At 61.4% G+C, this 22,698-nt stretch carries 22 protein-coding genes; 9 read left to right on the top strand and 13 right to left on the bottom strand.

Annotated elements, in window-relative coordinates:
• The first annotated feature begins 5 nt into the window (after positions 1-5).
• Genes Q8X51_RS01085 through Q8X51_RS01095 form a run of 3 tightly spaced genes read left to right on the top strand, consistent with a single transcriptional unit; the run spans position 6 to position 1,911 of the window.
• A complete protein-coding gene (locus Q8X51_RS01085) occupies positions 6-1,205 on the top strand; it encodes an MFS transporter (RefSeq protein WP_407693509.1) in 1,200 nt (399 codons plus the stop codon).
• Positions 1,202-1,324 carry a hypothetical protein gene (locus Q8X51_RS01090; protein WP_256097712.1) on the top strand — a complete coding sequence of 41 codons (123 nt, stop codon included), beginning with the start codon at positions 1,202-1,204 and terminating at the stop codon, positions 1,322-1,324. Before Q8X51_RS01085 ends, Q8X51_RS01090 begins: the two co-directional genes overlap by 4 nt.
• Before the next feature lie 35 nt (positions 1,325-1,359).
• Positions 1,360-1,911: a glutathione peroxidase gene (locus tag Q8X51_RS01095; RefSeq protein ID WP_027603814.1), complete on the top strand. Its 552-nt coding sequence runs from the start codon at positions 1,360-1,362 to the stop codon at positions 1,909-1,911.
• 65 nt (positions 1,912-1,976) lie between these two features.
• Here the strand turns inward: Q8X51_RS01095 and Q8X51_RS01100 are convergent, their stop codons facing one another.
• The 4 genes from Q8X51_RS01100 to Q8X51_RS01115 all read right to left on the bottom strand — a co-directional run bounded on the left by Q8X51_RS01100 (position 1,977) and on the right by Q8X51_RS01115 (position 5,140).
• A complete protein-coding gene (locus Q8X51_RS01100; protein WP_065924931.1) occupies positions 1,977-3,260 on the bottom strand; it encodes an OmpP1/FadL family transporter in 1,284 nt (427 codons plus the stop codon).
• Between the two features lie 146 nt (positions 3,261-3,406).
• The gene (locus tag Q8X51_RS01105; protein WP_065946840.1) at positions 3,407-3,889 is read right to left on the bottom strand and encodes a hypothetical protein; all 483 of its coding nucleotides are present in this window, start codon (positions 3,887-3,889) and stop codon (positions 3,407-3,409) included.
• Between the two features lie 279 nt (positions 3,890-4,168).
• Entirely contained in the window at positions 4,169-4,390 is a 222-nt protein-coding gene (locus Q8X51_RS01110) for a hypothetical protein (RefSeq protein WP_010563939.1), read from the bottom strand.
• A gap of 444 nt (positions 4,391-4,834) precedes the next feature.
• Complete coding sequence (locus Q8X51_RS01115) at positions 4,835-5,140, bottom strand: hypothetical protein (protein ID WP_065924933.1); 306 nt, start codon at positions 5,138-5,140, stop codon at positions 4,835-4,837.
• 457 nt (positions 5,141-5,597) lie between these two features.
• On the opposite strand from Q8X51_RS01115, the gene Q8X51_RS01120 reads away from it, so the two are divergent.
• The gene (locus Q8X51_RS01120; protein WP_065924934.1) at positions 5,598-5,921 is read left to right on the top strand and encodes a hypothetical protein; all 324 of its coding nucleotides are present in this window, start codon (positions 5,598-5,600) and stop codon (positions 5,919-5,921) included.
• A 175-nt stretch (positions 5,922-6,096) separates the two neighbouring features.
• Positions 6,097-7,461 carry a DNA recombination protein RmuC gene (gene rmuC, locus Q8X51_RS01125; protein WP_330215064.1) on the top strand — a complete coding sequence of 455 codons (1,365 nt, stop codon included), beginning with the start codon at positions 6,097-6,099 and terminating at the stop codon, positions 7,459-7,461.
• 62 nt (positions 7,462-7,523) lie between these two features.
• On the opposite strand, the gene Q8X51_RS01130 is transcribed toward rmuC, so the two are convergent.
• From Q8X51_RS01130 to Q8X51_RS01140, 3 genes are all read right to left on the bottom strand, one after another.
• Positions 7,524-10,994: a hybrid sensor histidine kinase/response regulator gene (locus Q8X51_RS01130; RefSeq protein WP_065924935.1), complete on the bottom strand. Its 3,471-nt coding sequence runs from the start codon at positions 10,992-10,994 to the stop codon at positions 7,524-7,526.
• Between the two features lie 119 nt (positions 10,995-11,113).
• On the bottom strand, positions 11,114-11,497 hold the full coding sequence (locus Q8X51_RS01135; protein WP_407693432.1) for a YbaN family protein: 384 nt from the start codon (positions 11,495-11,497) through the stop codon (positions 11,114-11,116).
• A gap of 20 nt (positions 11,498-11,517) precedes the next feature.
• Complete coding sequence (locus tag Q8X51_RS01140; protein ID WP_027603822.1) at positions 11,518-12,105, bottom strand: UPF0149 family protein; 588 nt, start codon at positions 12,103-12,105, stop codon at positions 11,518-11,520.
• Between the two features lie 279 nt (positions 12,106-12,384).
• Between Q8X51_RS01140 and recQ the strand changes: the two genes are divergently transcribed.
• Both recQ and Q8X51_RS01150 read left to right on the top strand, forming a co-directional pair.
• Complete coding sequence (recQ, locus tag Q8X51_RS01145; RefSeq protein ID WP_407693433.1) at positions 12,385-14,511, top strand: DNA helicase RecQ; 2,127 nt, start codon at positions 12,385-12,387, stop codon at positions 14,509-14,511.
• A gap of 121 nt (positions 14,512-14,632) precedes the next feature.
• Entirely contained in the window at positions 14,633-15,067 is a 435-nt protein-coding gene (locus Q8X51_RS01150; protein WP_065924937.1) for a MarR family transcriptional regulator, read from the top strand.
• A gap of 207 nt (positions 15,068-15,274) precedes the next feature.
• Here the strand turns inward: Q8X51_RS01150 and Q8X51_RS01155 are convergent, their stop codons facing one another.
• Entirely contained in the window at positions 15,275-17,464 is a 2,190-nt protein-coding gene (locus Q8X51_RS01155; protein WP_065924938.1) for a patatin-like phospholipase family protein, read from the bottom strand.
• A gap of 84 nt (positions 17,465-17,548) precedes the next feature.
• Between Q8X51_RS01155 and Q8X51_RS01160 the strand changes: the two genes are divergently transcribed.
• Complete coding sequence (locus Q8X51_RS01160; protein WP_027603826.1) at positions 17,549-17,836, top strand: SelT/SelW/SelH family protein; 288 nt, start codon at positions 17,549-17,551, stop codon at positions 17,834-17,836.
• A gap of 41 nt (positions 17,837-17,877) precedes the next feature.
• Here the strand turns inward: Q8X51_RS01160 and Q8X51_RS01165 are convergent, their stop codons facing one another.
• The 3 genes from Q8X51_RS01165 to Q8X51_RS01175 form a co-directional block, all read right to left on the bottom strand.
• The gene (locus Q8X51_RS01165; protein ID WP_027603827.1) at positions 17,878-18,159 is read right to left on the bottom strand and encodes a hypothetical protein; all 282 of its coding nucleotides are present in this window, start codon (positions 18,157-18,159) and stop codon (positions 17,878-17,880) included.
• 131 nt (positions 18,160-18,290) lie between these two features.
• Entirely contained in the window at positions 18,291-19,175 is an 885-nt protein-coding gene (locus Q8X51_RS01170) for a DMT family transporter (protein ID WP_065946835.1), read from the bottom strand.
• A 99-nt stretch (positions 19,176-19,274) separates the two neighbouring features.
• Positions 19,275-20,024, bottom strand: coding sequence for a helix-turn-helix transcriptional regulator (locus tag Q8X51_RS01175; RefSeq protein WP_407693434.1), 750 nt, complete (start codon positions 20,022-20,024; stop codon positions 19,275-19,277).
• A gap of 137 nt (positions 20,025-20,161) precedes the next feature.
• Between Q8X51_RS01175 and Q8X51_RS01180 the strand changes: the two genes are divergently transcribed.
• Positions 20,162-20,971, top strand: a complete 810-nt coding sequence (locus Q8X51_RS01180; RefSeq protein WP_065924942.1) for a UDP-2,3-diacylglucosamine diphosphatase — start codon at positions 20,162-20,164, stop codon at positions 20,969-20,971.
• A 136-nt stretch (positions 20,972-21,107) separates the two neighbouring features.
• Here the strand turns inward: Q8X51_RS01180 and Q8X51_RS01185 are convergent, their stop codons facing one another.
• Both Q8X51_RS01185 and Q8X51_RS01190 read right to left on the bottom strand, forming a co-directional pair.
• Positions 21,108-22,301, bottom strand: a complete 1,194-nt coding sequence (locus Q8X51_RS01185; RefSeq protein ID WP_330214993.1) for an amino acid aminotransferase — start codon at positions 22,299-22,301, stop codon at positions 21,108-21,110.
• Positions 22,301-22,657, bottom strand: coding sequence for a 4a-hydroxytetrahydrobiopterin dehydratase (locus Q8X51_RS01190; protein WP_315872359.1), 357 nt, complete (start codon positions 22,655-22,657; stop codon positions 22,301-22,303). The genes Q8X51_RS01185 and Q8X51_RS01190 overlap by 1 nt, the downstream gene beginning before the upstream one ends.
• Positions 22,658-22,698 lie beyond the last annotated feature (41 nt).

The raw sequence follows: 22,698 nt of genomic DNA on the forward strand, positions 1-22,698 counted from the left end.
CGTCGATGTGGCGCACCAGTGGTTGGATCCTTGTAGGGAGTGCGCTGATCCTGGCGTTGTCCTTGGGCGTGCGGCACGGGTTCGGCCTGTTCCTGGCGCCGATGAGCAGCGAATTCGGCTGGGGCCGTGAGACCTTTGCCTTTGCCATCGCCTTGCAGAACCTGATCTGGGGCCTGGCGCAGCCCTTTACCGGTGCCCTGGCCGACCGGTTCGGCGCCACCAAGGCGGTATTTGTCGGCGGGGTGTTATACGCCGCGGGCCTGGTGTTGATGGGCCTGTCGGATTCGGCGTGGTCATTGTCCTTGAGTGCCGGCCTGCTGATCGGGATTGGCCTGTCGGGTACATCGTTTTCGGTGATTCTGGGCGTGGTCGGCCGCGCCGTGGCGCCGGAAAAACGCAGCATGGCCATGGGCATTGCCAGTGCCGCCGGTTCGTTTGGCCAGTTCGCCATGGTGCCGGGCACCTTGGGCTTGATCAGTTGGCTGGGCTGGTCGGCCGCGTTGCTGGCGCTGGGCCTGATGGTGGCGCTGATCCTGCCGCTGGTGAGCATGCTCAAGGATCGCCCGCTGCCGGTCATGGCCGGCCAGCAGACCCTGGGTGAAGCCTTGAAGGAAGCCTGCTCCCACTCCGGGTTCTGGCTGCTGGCCTTCGGCTTTTTCGTCTGCGGTTTCCAGGTGGTGTTTATTGGTGTGCACCTGCCGGCCTACCTGGTGGACCAGCACTTGCCGGCCACGGTCGGCACCACGGTGTTGGCGTTGATTGGGTTGTTCAATATCTTCGGCACCTATACCGCCGGCTGGCTTGGCGGGCGCATGTCCAAGCCGCGCCTGTTGACCGGGTTGTACCTGCTGCGCGCGGTGGTGATCATCCTGTTCCTGTGGGCACCGGTGACCGAAGTCACGGCCTACCTGTTCGGCATGGCCATGGGCTTTTTGTGGCTGTCCACGGTACCGCTGACCAACGGCACGGTCGCCACGTTGTTCGGAGTGCGAAACCTGTCCATGCTCGGTGGGATCGTGTTCCTTTTCCACCAGCTCGGCTCGTTCCTTGGTGGTTGGTTGGGCGGGGTGGTCTATGATCGAACCGGTAACTACGATTTGATCTGGCAAGTGGCGATCCTGTTGAGCGTGCTCGCCGCAGCCCTGAATTGGCCGGTACGTGAGCGGCCGGTGGCGCGATTGCAGGCGCAGATGGAGACGGCATGAGTTCGACCTGGTATTGGTTTGGCGGGGCAATCGCGGCCGCACTGTTGCTGGCCCTGGCCTGGTGGGGCTGGCAGCGCGGTGGCCTGGCGTTGATGCAACTGGGTATGTCGATCTGTTAAGTTCGGTGCCTGAACTCTTTAAAGGACGTTTCGACATGCAGATGCGCTGGCTGGCTGTACCTGTGCTGATGGCTGCTTTTGGCGGCGTGGCGTTGGCTGCCGATTGCCCGCCGTTGCTGGAGGGGCAATTGCCCAAGTTGCGCGCCAAGGAATCCATCGACCTGTGCCAACGTTTTGCCGGCAAGCCCCTGGTGATCGTCAACACGGCGAGCTTTTGCGGGTTCGCGCCGCAATTCAAAGGCCTCGAAGCGCTGTATCAGCGCTACAAGGATGAAGGGTTGGAGGTGATCGGCGTGCCATCCGATGACTTCAAGCAGGAAGCCAAGACCGGCGAAGAAACCGCCAAGGTCTGCTACGTGAACTACGGCGTGACCTTCACCATGACCGAGCCGCAGAAGGTCAAGGGGCCGGACGCGGTGCACCTGTTCAAGGTATTGGCGCAGCAGAGCAATGCGCCGAAGTGGAATTTCTACAAGTACGTGGTGGACCGCCAGGGCAAGGTGATTGCCGATTTCTCCAGCCTCACCAAGCCGGACAGCCCCGACCTGATCAAGGCGGTGGAGCAGGCGATAGCGTCCAAACCCTGATTATCGGGCACTGAAAAGCCCCGCCTCCCTTGCAGGAGAGCGGGGCTTTTTTACACCCGTCCGGATCAGAAGGTGTAGGTCATGCCCAGGCCGAAACCGTTGGCACTGTTTTCGTACTTGGCGCGGTAACTGGCTGTCGACGGGGCGTTAGCCGTCTGGTTGATCTTGACGTCTTCTTCTTTCAGGTACGAATACGCCAGGTCGACGGTCATGTTATCCATGACTTTGTAGCCCAGGCCCACGCTGAAGATCGTACGGTCGCCCGTCGGGATGCGCGGCGAACGATCGGTGTTGTTGGCCGGGGATTGGTCGAAGGTCAGGCCGGTACGCAGCACGACTTGCTTGGTCAACTGATACGAGGTACCCACGGCGTAGGCCCAGGTGTCGTGCCAATTTTGTTCTTCAGTGATAGAGCCCAGTTGGCTTGGCGCCAGTAAGCCGCCTGCAGCTGTTACGCCTTCGTTGTTGACGGTGATCTCTTTCAGGCGACTCCAACGCGTCCAGGTTGCACCGCCGTAGAGTTTCCAGGCGTCGGTCAGGTCTTGGGTGACCGACAGGTCGTAGGACTCTGGGGTGTCGATTTTCAACGAAGCGTCGTAACGGTTGTTACGCAGGAACGGTTGAGTGGCCGCTGGGCCGCTGACCGTGGTGTGGCCTTCCAGCTTGTACTTGACCTTCGAGTGGTAGGTCAGGCCCACGCGAGTGGTGTCGGTGGCCTGGACCAATACGCCGACGTTGAAACCCAGGGCGGTATCGTCACCCTTGATTTTGACGTTGGTGTCGGAGGCAAGCGGGCTGAGGGTCTTGTCCGACTCAAGCACACCGGAAATCCGGTTGATGGTCGGGCCAAAGCCGATGGATACACGATCATTGAACGCATAGCTGACAGTTGGCTGGAAGGTCATGACCTTCACTTCGCTCTTGCTGCCGAAGCCGCGACCCTGGAAGCCGTTTTCATAGTCGGTCACCAGGCCGAACGGTGCGTATACACCGAAGCCGATAGCCCACTGATCGTTGAGTTTGTTGGTGTAGAAACCGAATGGCACCGCGGTGAACGGAACCATGTCGCCTTTGTTGGAACCGCGAGAGTTGCCACCGGTATTGCTGATATCGGTCGAGGCATCAATGGCAGCGACACCACCGGTGATTTGTTGGCCATTCAGACGGGACATACCGGCCGGGTTACCGTAGACAGTGCTTGCATCATCGGCAGAAGAAGAGCGACCTGCGAAACCCGTACCCATCCCGCTGACGCTCTGTTCGTTCAGTGCGAAACCGCTTGCGAACAGTTGGGAGGATGCCATGGCAACGGCGAGGCTAAGTGTGGTCTTGAGCATTACTTTTTTCATTATTAGAACTCCGTGGTGATCACCGCAGCGGAAAGTATCAATAAAATTAACATCGCGCTATAGGCTGTAATGCAGGAGATAGAGCGGTTTTGTAGGACAATCCGACCAAAATTCGGCTTTTTTGCCGAATCTTGCAAATTGCCCGGTCAGCAGGCCACGTGATTCAAGGGCGAAACACAGGTTTGCCAGGCCTGGGTGAAATCCCGCAGCCTTCCTTGAGGATGAAATATTTCTTTCCAGATACGCGCCATGGCTAAAACATCACCGGGTGGTGGCAGGGCGGGGCTGTGTTGTTCGACCAGGAGCCAGGCGATGGCCGTGGCATAACGCAGGTTTACGGTGAGTTCCAGTTGGGGCGCACTGAGAAAGGCGTGTTGGCTGGCGAGCCCGCGTACCAGGCTGGCACGCTCGGGATCGAGCGCCAGGTAGTTATCCCACAAGGCGCGATGGCGAGGTTCGGTGATGCTGTACAGGCCGTGGCCGCGTCGATCATGCAGGGCAGAACCCAATTCCGACTGGCTGGCGGCGATACCCAGCAGCAGTGACTCAGCCGTTGGGCTCTGCTGGCCGAGGTACGTCAAGGTCGGCCGGATCACATAGCGACACAATTCACTGGCTGCGATACCCATACATGCCTCAATCCGTGAAAAGGGTCGACGAGCCCTGAGAAAGGGGGCTTGGCAGCAGTGGATCGGCTCTCAGGCTCGTCGGAAGCGGATCATGCCGCTTGAGTTGAAGTGTAGTGTCATATTCATGAGGTAAAGGACTGTTTTTAAAACATCTTCTTCAACCAGTTATAACGTTTATATCGTTTTGAACTTAGTGCAAATACTCGAGGCAAGAATGACGGGCAATAAAAAACCCTGTGTTTTAAACAGGGTTTTTTGTGTTTCAGCGACTCGGGTCGATCAGGCAACCAGTGCCTGACGGGTACGCTCGATCACGGCCTGCAGCGGTTCAGCGCTGGAGTATTGATCGGGGTACAGGCGTTCGCTGTGACGGGCGATGCCGTGTTCGTTGACCAGGGTGAAGCTGAAGCAGCCTTTGCGAGCGGCCATGATCAGGCAGTTCATTGGGGCAAAAGCGTTGGTGAGGGTGCGAATGGCATCCTGAGTGTGGATAGCGGACATATTATTGGTGTTCCTACAAATGACACGGATAAGAACCGTGCAACGTTAAAACGTTCCAGTAACGTTGATCACCATTGATCAAACGAAGAACCCGACTGGAACAAAGCAGCCAGTTTGAAGCGCTGATTAAGTTAGGCGCGCTTGGGCTGGCAGGTAGGTACTTAGGAGGGCAGGCAACACAACAAGGGCAAAGGTTCTGGGCCCGGGGTGAAGATCCTGATCAATTTGCAGGTTGGTTCGGTCAGAGTATTAAAACTTCGCGGCACCCTTTGCTTGTTCAAAGGCAGTGTCGTCGCAAGTGATACCTGGAAACCATCGAGGTGGTCGATCCCGTGTTGTTCAGGGGAGTTGTTCGACCAGAATTGACTTTCAGCTTGGTACTAACGCTGCGGATAGTAACGGATTGAAACAGGCAATGGAAGCGTGCTAGTCAAAAAACTTCAATCAGCCGCCCAGCAGGCCGCGATACACCAGCACCGTGACGGCGGCGGCCAGGGAACAACCCAACCCATAGGCGGCCAGGGTCAGGCGCAAGGATTGGCCGGTCTCGACCATCTTCATCACATCGCCCATGTCATCGATACGCCCTTCACCCAGCTCGATGCACAGGCTCACGGCGGTGAACGCGGCCGATAGCAGGATGGCGATGGCAAACAACGCCCCATCCGGGGATGGCAGTACGACATTTATCCCTAATGAAATGGCACAGATGGCCAGTAACAACACGGCGAATAACAGCATTCCTTTCATCGGCCCACTCAGCGTTGTGTTGTCCGTCGGGCAGTGTGGCGAGCTGGCAAAGATTTGAAAAGTCCCTGTTTTGCCTCGGCGGTAACATTTTTGAAGGCTATCGCTTCAAAAAAAGCCGGGGATATAACCATCGGATCGGTACTTGTGCACATTAGTTGCGGCGTGTGTAACCTGGCTGTCAATCGCTGGACAGGGCCGCCATTTGCCTGCAATGGAAATTTAAGTCAATGAAAAATCTGGCTTTTTTTTATTGGTGAAAAAATCGTCAGTTTGACTGTGGGCCCCGTTCCATGGGCCTTTGCGCGAGTTAAAGGCTGGTTGTCCACTGAGTTATCCACAGCTTCTGTGGATTGTCCCAAGCGCTTGCTCTAGAACGGGCGTGCCGGGTTTTTTCAGCTTTACCTGTGCGAAAAAAAGAGTAGAGTGGCGCGCCTTCCGTTCTGTCCCACAGTGCTTTATGAAGTTTCGCTTAGTATCACCTTCTGTTACCGATACCTCCCAGACTGTTACCGCACCCAAGCGTTTTTCCTTGAAAGTCGCCCTGTGGTTGCTCGACAGCCCACGCCTGGGCCATAGCACCAACATCAAACACTTCGCCGGGCGCTTGCTCAAGCAGCCGGCCCGTGAGGGCGTAGTGGCTGCGCAAAGCCGTCTGGGCCAATTGATGTGCCGCGAGTGCGGCAACGCCCGCGACCGCCGCATTGGCCACGATCTGCTGCGCCTGGCCGCCCGTGCCGGTGACCGCCGTGCCCAACGGGAACTGGGTCAGGTCGAAGACTGAGCTGTCCTCACGCTCTACGCTTGGTTAACCTTGCTCCTTTTCGGTGATGGCAGAAATGGCTATGGTTTTTGACTGGACCAGTGTTGCCCTGGGCCTGGCTGGCGCCGCAGTGCCTTTATTGGCGGTGTGCTGGCAGATTCAGCGGCGGTTGACCGCGCGGACCACCGGCTGGGAACTGCTCGAAGAGCGCCTGGCCACTGCGCAACTGGCCCAGGAGGGCCTCGCCGCTCAACTGGATGCCAGTCGCGATGAAATCAGCGATCTGAGCCAGGCCAACGCCGCCAAGCAAGCTGACCTGGCTGCAGTGCGCCGCGAGGTCGAGCTGTTGCAGATCGATCGCGACAACGCCCGCGACGCCGCCCACGCCTGGAACCTTGACCGCAGCGCCAAGGAAACCGAATTACGCCGCCTCGACGCACTGTCGGCCGCCTTGCGCGCCGAACTGCGCGAGCAGCAGGAAAGCCATCAGCAGCGCCTCGCCGACCTGCAAGGCTCGCGGGACGAGTTGCGTGCGCAGTTCGCTGAGCTGGCCGGCAAGATCTTCGATGAGCGCGAGCAGCGCTTTGCCGAGACCAGCCAGGAGCGCCTTGGCCAGTTGCTCGACCCCTTGAAGGAACGCATCCAGTCCTTCGAAAAACGCGTGGAAGAGAGCTATCAGAACGAGGCTCGCGAGCGCTTTTCCCTGGCCAAGGAGCTTGAACGCCTGCAGCAGCTGAACCTGCGTCTGTCAGACGAAGCCACCAACCTGACCCGCGCCCTCAAGGGCCAGAAAACCCAGGGCAATTGGGGTGAGTTGATCCTCGAGCGCGTGCTGGAACACGCCGGCCTGGAGAAGGGCCGCGAGTACCAGACCCAGGTCAGCCTCAAGGGGCCGGACGGCGAGCGTTTCCAGCCGGATGTGCTGATCATGTTGCCGGGCGACAAGCAGGTGGTGGTGGACTCCAAGGTCAGCCTGACCGCGTACCAGCAGTATGTCGCAGCGGATGATGAGGTGATCGGCCAGGCAGCCTTGAAGCAGCACGTACTGTCGCTGCGCAATCACGTCAAAGGCTTGGCCGGTAAGGATTACAAACGCCTGGAAGGCCTGCACAGCCTGGATTTCGTGTTGTTGTTCGTGCCGATCGAAGCCGCTTTTTCCGCGGCCTTGCAGGCCGAACCGAATCTGTTCCAAGAAGCTTTCGACCGGCATATCGTGATCGTCAGCCCAACGACGCTGCTCGCCACCCTGCGGGTGATCGACAGTCTCTGGAAGCAAGAGCGTCAAAGCCAGAACGCCCGCGAAATCGCCGAACGCGCCGGGTGGCTGTACGACAAGTTCGTGCTGTTTATCCAGGATCTGGATGAGGTGGGCAATCGTCTGCAGCAGTTGGATAAGGCTTACAGCGCGGCGCGGAACAAGCTGACAGATGGGCGCGGAAACCTGGTCAGTCGCACCGAGCAATTGAGGTTGCTCGGTGCGCGTGCCAGCAAAAGCCTGCCGACGGATTTGCTGGAGCGGGCGATGACCGACGCCGACGGCGTCGCGCACCTGCCCGAATAAACACAATCCGAAAGGTGGAAGGGGTGTAGCCCCCTCCCACATGTTGACTGAGTACATCCGGTTTATAGCGGTAAGTGTCGACTCAGCAACGCCCGCAGCGCGGCGGGCTTCACCGGTTTGGCGAGGTAATCCAGCCCCGCCGCATGCACCTCTGCCACCATCTCCGGGCGGCCGTCGGCACTGATGACCACGCCGGGAATCGGCTCCGCCATTTGCGCCCGCAGCCAGCCCATGAGCTCGGTGCCGGTCTCACCGTGGTCGAGGTGGTAATCCACCAGTGCCAGTTGCGGGCGTACGCCTTGCTCCAGCAGCGCCGCACATTGGGCCTGGTCGGTGGCGGTCCACACTTCACAGCCCCAGCGTGTCAGCAGGCTGCGCATACCGATCAGGATGCTCTCTTCGTTGTCCACGCAGAGTACTTGCGCGCCGCTTAACGGCAGGCCGTTCTCCTGGGTAGGCTTGACCTGCGGGCTGGCCTGGTTGCGTGCCAGCGGCACACGCACGCTGAACACGCTGCCCTTGCCGGGCCATGAGCGCACGCTCAGGCGATGGCCCAGCACCCGGCACAGGCCGTCGGCAATCGCCAGACCCAGGCCCAGGCCTTTCTCGGCGCGGGTCTGGTGGCTGTCCAGGCGTTTGAACTCTTCGAAGATCACCTTCTGTTTATCCAACGGGATGCCAGGGCCTCGGTCCCAGACTTCCAGGCACAGCTCGCCCTTGCGCCGACGTACGCCCAGCAGCACCGGGCCGTCGGCATACCGGAAAGCGTTAGTCAGAAAATTCTGCAAGATCCGTCGCAGCAACTTGATGTCACTGTCGACGCGCAAGCGGCTGCCGCGCAGGCGAAAACGCAGGCCTTGTTCCTGGGCCAGGGCCTTGAATTCCGCGCCGAGGGTGTCGAACAGTTCGTTGAGCACAAAGGGCTGGCGCTGCGGGTTGATCTTGCCGTTTTCCAGGCGCGAGATATCCAGCAGGTCGCTGATCAGGTCTTCGGCCGAACGCAGCGAGCTGTCCAGGTGCTGTACCAGTTGCCGGGCTTCGCTGGACAGGCCGTCGTTCTGGTGGGAAAGGGCAGCGGAGAACAGGCGGGCGGCGTTCAGCGGTTGCATCAGGTCATGGCTGACGGCCGCGAGGAAGCGCGTCTTTGACTGGCTGGCGGACTCGGCAACGCCCTTGGCATCGGTGAGCGCCACATTGAGCTGCGACAGTTCGTGGGTGCGCTCGGTCACCCGTTGCTCGAGGCCTTCGTTGGCCTCGGTGAGTGCCTGCTCGGCCTCGCGGAACGCGGTAATGTCGGTGAAGCTCATGACGAAGCCGCCGCCGGGCATCGGGTTGCCGATCAGCTCGATCACCCGCCCATTCGGGAACAGCCGCTCTGAGGTATGCGCGCGGCCCTGGCGCATCCAATGCAGGCGGCGCGCCACGTGGACCTCGGCTTCCCCCGGCCCGCACAGGCCGCGCTCGGCGTTGTAGCGGATGATGTCGGCAATCGGTCGGCCTACGCTGATCAGCCCGTCCGGGTAATTGAACAACTCCAGGTAACGCCGGTTCCAGGCCACCAGCTTGAGGGACTGGTCCACCACACTGATGCCCTGGGTGATGTTCTCGATGGCGCCCTGCAGCAATGCGCGATTGAATTGCAGCACTTCCGAGGCTTCGTCGGCGATACGTACGACGTCCTCGAGCTGCATTTCCCGCCCCTCGATCGCCGCTTTCACCACGGCCCGAGTCGAGGATGCGCCGAGCACACCGGCCAGCAATCGCTCGGTGTGTGCGATCCAGTCGTTGTCGGCATTCTGGTTGGGGTTAAAGCCTTTGCCCTGGCGATAGGCGAAGCGGATAAAACTCTGCTGGGCCCGTTCTTCGCCGACAAACCGCGCGGCCAGGCTGAGCAGGTCGCTGATCTGTACCGACAGCATCGAGCGGGCATTGGCGCGCTGGCTGATTTCCTGGCCGATAAAGCGCCCGGCTTGCCAGTGTTCCGAGACACGTGTGCGCGACAGCATCGACACCCACACGAACAGCGTGAAGTTACCGGCCAGGGAGAACACGGTGCCCAGGGTCAGTGAGGTGACGGACAAACCGAGCGGGTGCGAATGCATCCACGTCAGCCCCGGGAAAATGGCGAGGGACCAACCCAGGCTTTTCGCGGTAACCGGCAGGACCAAGGTGTAGAACCACAGGAACGTACCCGCCGCCAGCCCCGCAAATACACCGCGTCGGTTGGCTTGCTTCCAATACAGTGCGCCAAGCATGGCCGGGGCCAGTTGAGTCACCGCGGCAAACGCGATCTGGCCGATGGTCGCCAGGCTCGCGGTGGAGCCCAGCAGGCGGTAGCTGACATACGCCAGCAGCAGGATGATCACGATGCTGACCCGGCGCACCGACAGCATCCAGTGGCGGAACACTTCGAACGGCCGCTCGGCGCTGGAACGGCGCAGCAGCCAGGGCAGCAGCATGTCGTTGGAGACCATGGTCGACAAGGCGATGCTCGCCACGATCACCATGCCGGTGGCCGCCGACGCACCGCCGATAAACGCCAGCACGGCGAGGGCCGGGTGGGCTTCGGCCATGGGCAGGCTGATCACGTAGGAGTCCGGCAGCACCGAGCCGGGCAGCATCATTTTGCCGCCCAAGGCGATCGGCACGACAAACAGCGCGGCGAGGATCAGGTAGGCCGGGAACACCCACTTGGCCAGGCGCAGATCCTGGGGGTCGATGTTCTCCACGACCGTCACATGGAACTGCCGAGGCAAGCAGATGATCGCCATCATGGCGACGCCGGTCTGTACCACCATCGACGGCCAGTTGATGGTTTCCTTCCAGTATTCCTCCAGGCGTGGCGCGAGCATCGCCTGGCTGAACAGGTCGCCGAAACCGTCGTACAGGCCGTAGGTCACAAACGCCCCGACCGCGAGAAAGGCGAACAGCTTCACCAACGATTCAAACGCAATCGCCAGCACCATGCCGCGGTGGTGTTCGGTGGCGTCGAGGTTGCGGGTACCGAACACAATGGTGAACAGCGCCAGCACCAGGGACACGATCAGCGCCGTGTCCTGGGCTCGGGTGCCGGTGGTATCGGCACCTGCGCCAATCAGCAGGTTGACCCCCAGCACAATGCCTTTGAGTTGCAGGGCGATATAAGGCAGCACGCCCACCAGGCAGATCAGCGCGACCACCACCGCCAGGGACTGGGATTTGCCATAGCGTGCGGCGATGAAGTCGGCGATGGAGGTGATGTTTTCCTGCTTGCTGATCAGGATCATCTTCTGCAGGACCCAGGGTGCCAACACCAGCAACAGCACCGGTCCCAGGTAGATCGGTAAGAACGCCCACAGCTGTTCGGCGGCCTGGCCTACGGCGCCGAAGAAGGTCCAGCTGGTGCAGTAGACGGCCAGCGACAGGCTATAGACCCAGGCACGCATGCGCGGCGGCAGCGGCGCACGGCGGCGGTCACCGTAGAAGGCGATGGCAAACATAATGGCCATATAGGCCAGGGCAACGGCGGCGATCAGCCCGCTGGACAGCGTCATGGTAACTCCGAGCATGAGAACACCCAGGCATTTCAGGCCCGGTTGGACAGTCTCGCATGATGCCTGGGGTTAGTCAGTGTCGACCAAGGTCGTGTGGGATCTAATGTCGCAGGGGGCGCTTAGCGCGGTGGCAGGGTTTTCTGGCGCAGGATGTAGATTGTCGCCAGCACCGCGCTGGTCAACATGAAGCCACGTGCCCATGGCAACGGCACCAGGTAGCAGGAAAAACCGATACTCAGCCACATCAGGCCGATGGCGTAGACCTTGCCCTTGAGCGGGATGCCGTTGCCGTCCAGGTAGTCACGAATCCAGGGGCCCAGGCGCGGGTGTTCCACCAGCCACTGGTAGAAACGCGGGGAGCTTCGAGCGAAGCAGGCGGCGGCGAGCAGGAGGAAGGGGGTGGTCGGCAATACCGGCAGGAAAATACCGATCACTCCCAACGCTACGCTCAGCCAGCCGATGGCCAGCAGCACGTAGCGCAGGAGCAGCGAGCGATTGCCCATGGGTGTCACGGGCAAGCGACTCAGTGGTGGCGTGGCTTGAGGATCGCCGGTTTTTCGTCAGGGGCGTTGCACAGCAGGTACAGGGCGGTCAGCGCTTCGGGGATCTGTACGATCATGTCGTCCATCAGGTTGGCGTCGGCGGCGATGTCGGAAAATTCAGCTTCTTCCTCAAACAGCCCCGAGCCGACCATGATCGGCAAAAGCATTTCGCTGACTTCTTCCTCGGCGGTTTCGAACCAGGCGGCTTCACGCAGGAACACACCTTCCATGAAGCCGATGCACCAGCCGCGCAGGTCGGAGTCGTCCGGCTCCTCGCCCAGGTCCAGCTCGCACGGCAACTCGAATTCTTCATCGGAGGCCAGTTGGCGAGAGATGTGGGCCTTGAGGGCCAGCAGGGTGGATTCGATTTCTTCGCGCTGGGCGGCGTCGGCGTAGTGCGGCTCTTCGGCGAACAGTGCGTCGATCCATTCACGGTCGGGAACGACCTCGGAGCAGATCGACAGGGCGGTCAGGTAGCCGTGGGCGGCCACGTAGTCCAGCGCCTCGTCATGCAGCTCATCGGCGTCGAGGAAGGCTTGCAGGCGGGTTAGTTGCTCAGCGAAGGACATTGAAGGACTACCTTGGGAATAAACGATGCTGAATTCTAGGCTTTCTTGCGCGCCCAAGCCAGTCGGCGTGCATATTTGCCAGGTTTTAGAGACGGGCTGCAATTCGTCAGCGGCGCCCTTTGCCGGATGACGCTCGGGTATACTGCCGCGTTTTGTGATGCCCCTGCAGGCCAAGCGCCAGGTCGAGAAAACTTCGCTTACGGATTATTTTCCGTGAGCCCGTATTTTTTCGACCAGCCTGTACAGAGGGATTTCGGCACTATTTTGTTGGAGTTATACATGCTCGATCAGGCTCAACGCGTCCTCAAGGACATCTTCGGCTACGACAGCTTTCGTGGTCGCCAGGGTGCGATCATTGAGCGCGTGGCCAAGGGCGGTGATGCCCTGGTCCTGATGCCTACCGGTGGTGGCAAGTCGTTGTGCTTCCAGGTGCCGGCGTTGTTGCGCAACGGGCTGGCAGTGGTGGTGTCGCCCCTGATCGCGTTGATGGACGACCAGGTTGCGACCCTGGAAGAACTTGGCGTCGCTGCCGCCGCCTTGAACTCCACCCTCAGTGCCGAGCAGCAACGCGACCTGGCCGCGCGGATCAAGCGCGGTGAAGTGAAGATGCTTTATCTGGCACCTGAGCGCCTGGTGCAGCCGCGCATGCTGGCGTTTTTGCAGAGCCTGGAAATTGCCCTGTTCGCCATCGACGAAGCCCACTGCGTATCGCAATGGGGGCATGATTTCCGCCGCGAATATTTGCAGCTCGGTCAACTGGCGGAGCTGTTCCCGGACGTCCCGCGCATCGCCCTGACCGCCACGGCCGACAAGCGCACCCGTGAAGAAATCGTCGAGCGCCTGCACCTGCAGAACGCCGAGCGGTTCCTGTCGAGTTTCGACCGGCCAAATATTTTCTACCGCATCGTACCCAAGGAGCAGCCGCGCAAGCAGTTGCTGGCATTCCTTTCCGAGCGACGCAGCGATGCGGGCATTGTCTATTGCCTGTCGCGCAAGAAGGTCGATGAAGTGGCCGCGTTCCTCTGCGAGCAGGGCTACCCGGCGCTGCCGTACCACGCCGGACTGCCCAACGAAACGCGCGCTGCCCACCAGAAGCGTTTTCTCAACGAGGAAGGCCTGATCATGGTGGCCACCATCGCGTTCGGCATGGGCATCGACAAATCCAACGTGCGCTTCGTGGCCCATATGGACCTGCCCAAGTCCCTCGAGGCCTATTACCAGGAGACCGGTCGTGCCGGCCGTGATGGCCTGCCGGCGGATGCCTGGATGGTCTACGGCCTGCAGGACGTGGTGATGCTCAAGCAGATGCTGCAGAACTCCGAAGGCGATGAGCGCCACAAGCGCCTGGAGCAGCACAAGCTCGACGCGATGCTCTCGTTGTGTGAAGAGACCCGCTGCCGCCGCCAGACCTTGCTGGCCTACTTCGACGAGGACATGCCGCAACCGTGCGGCCACTGCGATAACTGCATCGATGGGGTGCAGACCTGGGACGCCACCGAGCCCGCCCGCCAGGCGTTGTCGACGATCTATCGCACCGGCCAGCGTTATGGCGTCGGTCATCTGGTGGATGTATTGCTGGGCAAGGACAACGAAAAAGTACGCAGCTTCGGCCACGAGAAACTCTCGGTCTACGGCGTCGGCAAGGCCCGTGCCGAGGGCGAATGGCGTTCGTTGTTCCGACAGATGGTCGCGCGCGGTCTGGTGGACATCGATATCGAAGGGTATGGCGGCCTGCGCCTGAACGACAGCTGCCGGCCGTTGCTCAAGGGCGAGGTGAGCCTGGAGCTGCGCCGCGACCTAAAGCCGCAAACCACCGCCAAGACCAGCACCAGCCAGGCCAGCCAGCTTGTACGGGGCGAGGAGCGCGAACAGTGGGAAGCCCTGCGTACCCTGCGACGCAAACTGGCCCAGGAACACAGCGTGCCGCCGTACGTTATTTTTCCCGACTCCACGTTGCTGGAGATGCTGCGCGAGCAGCCCACCACCATGGCCGAAATGGCACGGGTCAGCGGCGTCGGTGCGCGTAAGCTGGAGCGCTACGGCCAGGCATTCCTCGAAGTGCTTGGTGGCCAGGCCGAAGCGCCGAAGGAAATCGCCGATATTCGCCATGAACTGATCAGCCTGGCCCGCGCCGGCATGACCCCGATCCAGATCGCCGGCCAGTTGCAATGCACGGAGAAAAACGTCTACACCTTGCTGGCCGAAGCCATCGGCAAGCAGCAGTTGTCCCTGGAGCAGGCCCTTGATTTGCCGGAGGATTTGCTCGGCGAGATCCAGGACGCATTCCTTGACGGAGAAGGCGAATTGCCACCGGTTGCGGAGATAGCACCGCTGTTTGTCGGGCGTGTGCCTGAAGGGGTTTTGTACTGCGTACGGGCCGCTTTGCAGTCTGAATTCGAAATTTAGTGTGCCAATTACGACAATGTAACGAATCAGTACATAGCAACTCTTGCCTAGTGACATGGCTCATGCTTAGCTGACTAATAATTAGCCATACTTTATTTTCAGTCTAAACCATGAGTTTTTTATGCCGTTAACCGATCAACACCGTTTTGGCATGCAACTGGCGCAAATGTCCCGAGGTTGGCGCGCCGAGCTCGACCGCCGTTTGGCCGGGCTGGGCCTGTCCCAGGCGCGCTGGCTGGTGCTGCTGCACCTGGCCCGTTTTGAAGAAGCTCCCACCCAGCGTGAGTTGGCGCAAAGCGTCGGTGTAGAAGGGCCGACCCTGGCCCGGTTGCTCGACAGCCTCGAAGGCCAGGGCCTGGTGCAACGCCAGGCCGTGGTGGAAGACCGTCGCGCCAAGCGCATCTTGCTATGTGACACCGCCAAGCCGTTGATCGAGCAGATCGAGACTATTGCCACGGCTTTGCGCCAGGAGCTGTTTATGGGCGTTGACGAAGAAGATATGCGTGTCTGCATGCGGGTGCATGGGCACATTCTGGCGAACCTGGAAAAGTCCTGATCCCAGGTGAAGTGACGATCAAAATGTGGGGGACTTGCTGTGGTGAGCGGGCTTGCCCCGCGCTGGGCTGCGAAGCGGCCCCAATGAGCCCGCCGCGATTCTTCAGAAAAACCGCAGGGCCTGGTTTCAGGGCCGCTCCGCAGCCCAGCGCGGGGCAAGCCCGCTCACCACAATTAATAGCCGCTCCAATACGGGTGCAGCGTTGTATCAGAACGTCTGCCCCAGGTTCAGGTACACCGCCTTCTGATTATCATCGTTGAAGCCATAGCTGAAATTCAGCGGCCCCAGCGGTGTATCAAACCCGAGGAAAATACTCGCGGCGTTGATATAGCCGCTGTCGAATTCATTGTCGTTGTTCCATGCCCGGCCGCGTTCCAGGGACGCGCCCAGGTACAGCGGGAAATCCAGCGGCAGGTAGGAGCGCGGTGTCAGCCGGCGGTAGTACACCGCGCGCATCAAGCTGATGTTCTGCCCGGATATCGCATCCTGGCGGAAGCCCGACAACTGCCGCGCACCCCCCAGCAGGAAGCTGGAAATCACCACGTCCGAATCATCCAGGGTACGCCCGTAGCGCCCGCCCAGTACCAGGGTGTCCGGACCATGGCTCATGGCCTTGTCCAGCTTGAACTCCCATTGTCGATAGCGCTGGTCCGAGCCCAACCCCGGTTCGAATTCGCGAAACGCCAAGCCAATGTCCTCGCCGCTGTGGGGGAAGTACACGTTATCCAGGGAGTCGAATGAATACTTCAGTTCATAGAAGCCTTCGCTGAAGCTCACACTTGGCAGGTCGCGGTCGCCGATGCGCACATCCGCCTTGCCCCAGGCCTCGCCGACGCCGAAGCGGATCTCGCCGCTGTTGCCGATCTGCCGCCCCACGTTGAGGCCGAAGCCGTAGCGTTCCAGGCGGTATTCGGAGATGGGGTCGTTGTCCAGGATCAGCTCGACGTTCTGTGCCTGGGCGCTGATATACGGCGCGACAAAATAGCGCGAACCGGTATCCATCGGCTGGTAGAACTCGCTGTAAAGCTCCTGCCGATCACCGATCTGTACCCGCGTCAGCCACTCGGCGCCCAGGCGATTGATGCCGTTCATGCGGTAGCTGGCGCCGAGGTTGAAGGCGCTGTCGCCGCGCATGTCGTCCGACAGGTTCAGGCCCAGGCGCAGGTAGTCGGTGCCGCTGCGTTTGCCGCGTGCGCTGATCACCAGGGTATTGTCCTGGCCCTTTTTCACCACGCGGTATTGCACCTGCTCGAAGTAATCCAGGCCATACAGGGTGCCCATGTCGGTCTGCAGGCGGCCAAGTTCCAGCGGTTGGCCCAACGGTTGGCGGATGTAGTAGCGGATCACGTCGTCGCTGACCTTCGAGTCGTTCTCCACCTTGATCGCGGTGATCACCGGGGTGCGTTCGCCCGGGGTACGCGCGGCTACCAGTTGCGGGTCGATCGGCTCGGCGGGGCGCAAATGGGCCAGGCGAACGTCAAGGGCGCGGGTGGCGCGGTAGCCGGCATCGATCATGTCCTTGGCGCGGCCGAAATCCGTCACGCCATAGGCGGCCAGGGGCGGCTGGATCAGTACGTCCTTGGGATGCAGGGCCTTGAGTTGTTCTTCGGAGTTGCGCCGGGTCATCAGGGTGATGGACTGGTTGAGCACGTCCACCACCGTTGCCAGTTGCTTGCGTGAACGCAACGGGGTGCCGATGTCGACCACGATGGCGATGTCCACGCCCATCTCACGCGCCACATCCAGTGGGATGTTATCGGTCATGCCGCCATCCACCAGCAGGCGACCATCCAGCTCCACCGGCGCGAACACGGCCGGGATCGACATGCTGGCGCGGATCACCTGGGGCAGGTGGCCCTTGCTGAATACCACTTTCTCGCCGGTGGTGATGTCGGTGGCCACGGCGCGAAAGGGGATCGGCAGCTTGTCGAAATTACGCGTGTTGCTGGTGTGGGCGAACATGCTTTCCAGCAGCAGCGCCAGGTTCTGGCCCTGGATCACGCCAAGGGGCAGGCCGAGGCTGCCGTCATCGCGGAAGCTGAGCTTCTGCTTGACCAGGAAATCCCGGTCATCCTGCTTGCGTCGAAACGGCACGTCTTCCCGTGGCGGTGCGTCGGACAGCGCCTGTTGCCAGTCGATGCCCAGGGCCAGTTTTTCCAGCTCATCGATCTTGTAGCCCGACGCATACAGCCCGCCAATCACCGCGCCCATGCTGGTGCCGGCAATCGCGTCGATATGAATACCCTGTTCCTCCAGGGCCTTGAGCACGCCGATATGGGCCAGGCCTCGGGCGGCACCGCCGGACAGCACCAGGCCGATTTTGGGGCGGGGCGTCTCAACGGCGTCGGCAAGAAGCGGGAGCAGGCACAGGAACAGGCAGGACAACAGGCGGCGCATCATGAATCTCGAGGCTGGGCGATAAAGGCCGGTATTATAGCCATCCGATCCGCCGAGCCCGTCACACCAGGAGCCTCTCAAATTATGTCGCTGAGCAAACCCGAGATTGTCATCACCTATTGCACCCAGTGCCAGTGGCTGCTGCGCGCCGCGTGGCTGGCGCAGGAGTTGTTGAGTACGTTTGCCGATGACCTCGGCCGGGTGGCGCTGGAACCGGCCACCGGCGGTGCGTTTCGGATCACCTGCGACGGTGTGCAGATCTGGGAGCGCAAGGCGGATGGTGGCTTCCCTGAAGCCAAGGTGCTCAAGCAGCGGGTGCGCGACCAGATCGACCCACACCGCGACCTGGGCCACAACGACCGTACGCCATGAAGGTCACCGCCACATCAGGGCGGTGACCCCTCAGTGCGCCGCTATTTGGCGGCCATCTTGCTTTTGATGAAGCCCACGACCCAGGTCAGCACCAGGCCGCCCACGCCGCCGCCGACGATATTGCTGCCGACTGCCGCCACATCCAGCGCCTCGCCGCCCGATGTGCCGGTCAGCGCGGCCACGACCTGGCCCAGCACGAGCCCGCCGACACCCCCCAGCATGGTATTGAGCCCGGTGCCCAGGCTTTGTTTGGTCATGCCGGCCAAATTGCCACCGACGGCACCGCTGATGATCTGAACCAACAAGCTGATGAACATTTCCATGATGAAACCCCTGCATCGCGTTGATGGAGTGACCACTCGCGTGCAGCAACTGCAGAAAACACCATGGCTGTCGTCGAGGAGTCTTTATCCGTTGAACGACGGCTGACTGTTGCGGATGTTTAAAGTATAGATCAGGCCGTTGCAGCGGGCTGTCTGGCCTGGCTGGCGCTGCCCATCAGCCCGGAAAGCACGATGGCGACGATGATCAACGCGCCGCCCAGCAACATGCGCAGGGTCGGGGTTTCGGCAAACAGCAGCCAGGCCACGGTGATGCCGTAGACCGGCTCCATGGCGAACACCACCGAGGCGGTGCGCGCCTTGATCACCGCGAGGCTGGCAACAAACAGGCTGTGGGCCAGGCCGGTGCAGAACACCCCAAGCAGGCCGATCCACAACCAGTCCAGCGCGCGCACGTCCGCCAGCCCCGGCGCGGCCACGGGCAGCAGGCACACCGCGACCACCACGTTCTGGCACAGCGCTGCCTGCACGGCGGGAATCCGTCCGGAGCTGGCGCGGTTGTTCAGCGACAACAATGAGAACAGCAAACCCGAGACAATCCCCCAAAGCAGGCCGCCCGTGGCTTCGCTGGCGAGATTGAAGTCCGGCGTCACCAGCACCAGGCCAACGGTGACCAAGGCCACCAGCACGATTTCATTGGCGCGGATACGCTCGCGGAAGATCAGCCCTTCGAGGATCACGGTAAACGCCGGGAATGCGGTGAACCCCAGCGTGGCGACGGCTACGCCGGCGACCTTGACGGCAATGAAGAACGTCACCCAATGCGCCGCCAGCAACACGCCGCTGACCAGCAGGCGGCGCCAGTCCTGCAGCGCCAGGGTTTTCCAGGGGGCGTTGCTGGCGAAGCGTGCAAACACTGCCAGGGCAATCACGGCAAACGCGGCGCGCCCGAAGACGATGATGGCCGGGGAGGCGGCCGCCAGCTTGCCGAATACGCCGGTGAGGCCAAACATCAGTGCGCCGATATGCAGGGCGCCGAGGGCTGAGCGGGGAGTCATTGCGATCCTTGAACCAACGGGAGTGACAGGTTCGCAGTCTAGAGGGTGCCGGTGTGTGCGTCTGTCGTGGGACTCGCGATTTTTAGCGCAAGGCTCGCCCTATGTGGCGCGCCGCAACGCGCCGGGAGAGGCGCCGAATTCGCGCAGCATAGCGGCGGCAAAGGCACTTTGTGAGGTGTAGCCAACCCGCACGGCGATTTCACCGACGGGCAGCGGCGTCTCGCGCAGCAGGTTCAGGGCCAGTTGCAGGCGCCGGCTGCGGATGTAATCCATGGGCGTCTGCCCGCATTCGGCGATGAAGCGCGCATGCAGGCGCGCCACCGATAGGCCGGCGATACGCGCCAGGTCGGCGACCTGCAACGGATGGGCGACGTGTCGCTCGATATGCGCATTGAATGCCGCATACGGCAGGCGGCGGCCCGGCAGTTGCGGGGCCTGCGGATGATTGAGGCTGGCCAGCAACAGCACCGCACCCTGTTGGGCGATCAATGGATCATCCACGGGGCTGTGCGCCAGCCATTGCACCAGTTGGTGCTGCCGGGAATCCAGGGCCACGCGTGCCGGTTGATCGAGCAGGCGGCGGCTGGCGTCGGCGTGTTCGCCCAGGGATTGCAGGAGCCAATGCTCCGTGGGCACATCCAGTACCAGGCAACGGCTGCCATCGCGACTGCCACAGGCGTGGTGGGCGGAGAAGGGCAGCACCATCACGCTGCTTTCGCGCACCTGGCTGCCACGGCCGTCGACTTCCAGGTCCAGGTGGCCGGACAGGCCGAACACCAACTGCGCATGGTCATGGCTGTGGGCGATGGGCGCTTCGAGGTAGTGGCGTAGCGTGAGCGACGGTCTCATCGCGGTCTCCTGGGCGGCAGGGCGCCAGTCTACAACGCTTCGCGGCCGGCGGGCGCTGTCATCGGACTGACGCACGACTGTCATGGGCTATTAATCGCCAGGGCGCAAGCTCGCGAAAACAGCGTCGAGGGATGCCCATGACCAGTGCCGAGTTCACCAAGCCCAGCCGCAAGCAGCGGGTTCGTACCCTGTGGATTTCCGACGTGCACCTGGGCACCCGGGATTGCCAGGCCGAACACCTATCGCAGTTCCTCAAGGGCTACCACGCCGATAAGGTCTACCTGGTGGGCGATATCATCGACGGCTGGAAAATGCGCGGCGGCATGTATTGGCCCCAGGCCCATACCAACGTGATCCGTCGCCTGCTGACCATGGCCAAGCGCGGTACCGAGGTGATCTACGTCACCGGCAACCACGACGAGTTCCTGCGCCGCTACTCCAAGCTGATCCTGGGCAATATCCAGTTGGTGGATGAGGCGGTGCACGTGACGGCCGACGGTCGCCATCTGCTGGTGATCCACGGCGACCAGTTCGATGTGATCACCCGCTATCACCGTTGGCTGGCGTTCCTGGGCGACTCGGCCTACGAGTTCACACTCACCTTGAACCGCTGGTTGAACCACTGGCGCGCCCGCTACGGCTATGGCTACTGGTCTTTGTCGGCGTACCTGAAACACAAGGTCAAAACCGCCGTGAGCTTTATCAGCGATTTTGAAGAGGCCATCGCCCACGAAGTGACCCGGCGCGAGTTGCATGGCGTGGTGTGCGGGCATATCCACCATGCGGAGATTCGCAAGGTGGGCGAGGTGGATTACCTCAACTGCGGGGATTGGGTGGAGTCGTGCACGGCGTTGATCGAGCACTGGGACGGGAGCATCGAGTTGTATCGGTTGGCGGATGCCCAGGCGAAAGAAGCGCAGTTGAAAGCTGAGATGATCACAAACTGAAGGCCAACCACAGTCCAACTGTAGGAGCGAGCTTGCTCGCGAAAAACGTCAACGATAACGCGTGCAGCCTGAATAGGCGCGGTGCTTATGAGTTCTTCGCGAGCAAGCTCGCTCCTACGATTGGTTTTGTGTTTCTTCAGTTGGAGACGTCGGCGATGGCTTCGGCCAGAAGTGTCAGGCGTGTCGCATCAATACCCGCCACGTTGGCCCGCCCCGAACTGACCATATACACGCTGTGCTTCTCGCGCAGTTGCTTGACCTGCTCGGCACTCAAGCCGGTGTAGGAAAACATCCCGCGTTGCGCCCCGATGTGCGCAAACCGTTCCGATAGACCATGGGGCGCCAACGCCTCCACCAGTCCGGAACGCAACTGCGCGATTCGCGCACGCATGGCTTCGACTTCCTCGCTCCACTGCTTTTTCAGCTCGGCATCCCCCAGGATGGTCGCGACCACCGCCGCACCATGGTCCGGCGGCGTCGACCACAGGTTGCGCGCGGTATTCGCCAGTTGGCTGCGTACATCCTTCAGCTTCTCGGCATCCGCCGCGCACACGATCAACGCGCCGACACGGTCGCGGTACAGGCCGAAGTTCTTCGAGCATGAACTGGTGATCAATACTTCCGGCAGTTCAGCCGCAAACAAGCGCACCGCCCAGGCGTCCTGCTCCAGGCCGTCGCCAAAGCCCTGGTAGGCGAAGTCGATCAGTGGCAGCAACTGGCGCTCACGCACGATGTGCAGTACCTGGCGCCAGTCATCCTGGGACAGGTCGAAGCCGGTCGGGTTATGGCAGCAGGCGTGCAGCAAGACCACGTCGCCCTTGGGCACGGTGGAGAGGGTTGCCAGCATCGCCGCCACATCCAGGCGGTTATCCGCGCCCACGTAGGGGTAATGGCTGACCCTGAGCCCGGCCTTGGCAAAGATGGTTTCGTGGATCGGCCAGGTCGGGTCGCTCAACCACACGCCACGGCCGGGCAGGCTGTGGGCGATAAAGTCGGCGCTCAGGCGCAGGGCCCCGGTGCCGCCTGGGGTTTGAGTGGCGCCGGCACGGTGTTCGCGCAGCAGGGCGGAGTGGGCGCCCAGCACCAGTTCGCTGATCAGGCTGCCGAACGCTGCATCGCCGTGGCCGCCGATATAGGTCTTGGTGGCCTGGGTGTCGACCAGGCGCTGTTCGGCGCGCTTCACCGAAGCGGGAATCGGCGTCAGGCCCTGGTCGTCCTTATAAACGCCCACGCCGAGGTCGAACTTGTTCGGGTTGGCGTCCTGGGCATACAGGTCCATCAAGCCGAGGATCGGGTCGCCGGGCACGCGGCCTATGGCATCGAAATGCATTACTTGCGGCCCTCGGCGTCCTTGGCCACTTCGTCGGTGCGCGCGGCCATGATGAAGTCGTTGCGGTGCAGGCCCTTGATGGAGTGGCTCCACCAGGTCACGGTGACCTTGCCCCATTCAGTGAGCAGGCCTGGGTGATGGCCTTCGGCTTCGGAGATTTCACCCATGGCGTTGGTAAAGGCCAGGGCGAACTTGAAGTTCTTGAACAGGAAAACCTTTTCCAGCTGCATCACGGCATCGCGCACTTCGATGTTCCAGTCGGGGATCTGCTTGAGCAGCACCGGCAGTTCTTCATCGCTGACTTGCGGGGCATCGGCGCGGCAGGCTTCGCAGTGGGCTTGGTTCAAGGTGGTCATGTGGTGGTGTCCTGAATTCGAGTGTTTAAAAACGGTCGTCA

This window comes from Pseudomonas sp. Yb2C2, from assembly GCF_052112325.1.
GTDB lineage: Bacteria > Pseudomonadota > Gammaproteobacteria > Pseudomonadales > Pseudomonadaceae > Aquipseudomonas > Aquipseudomonas marginalis.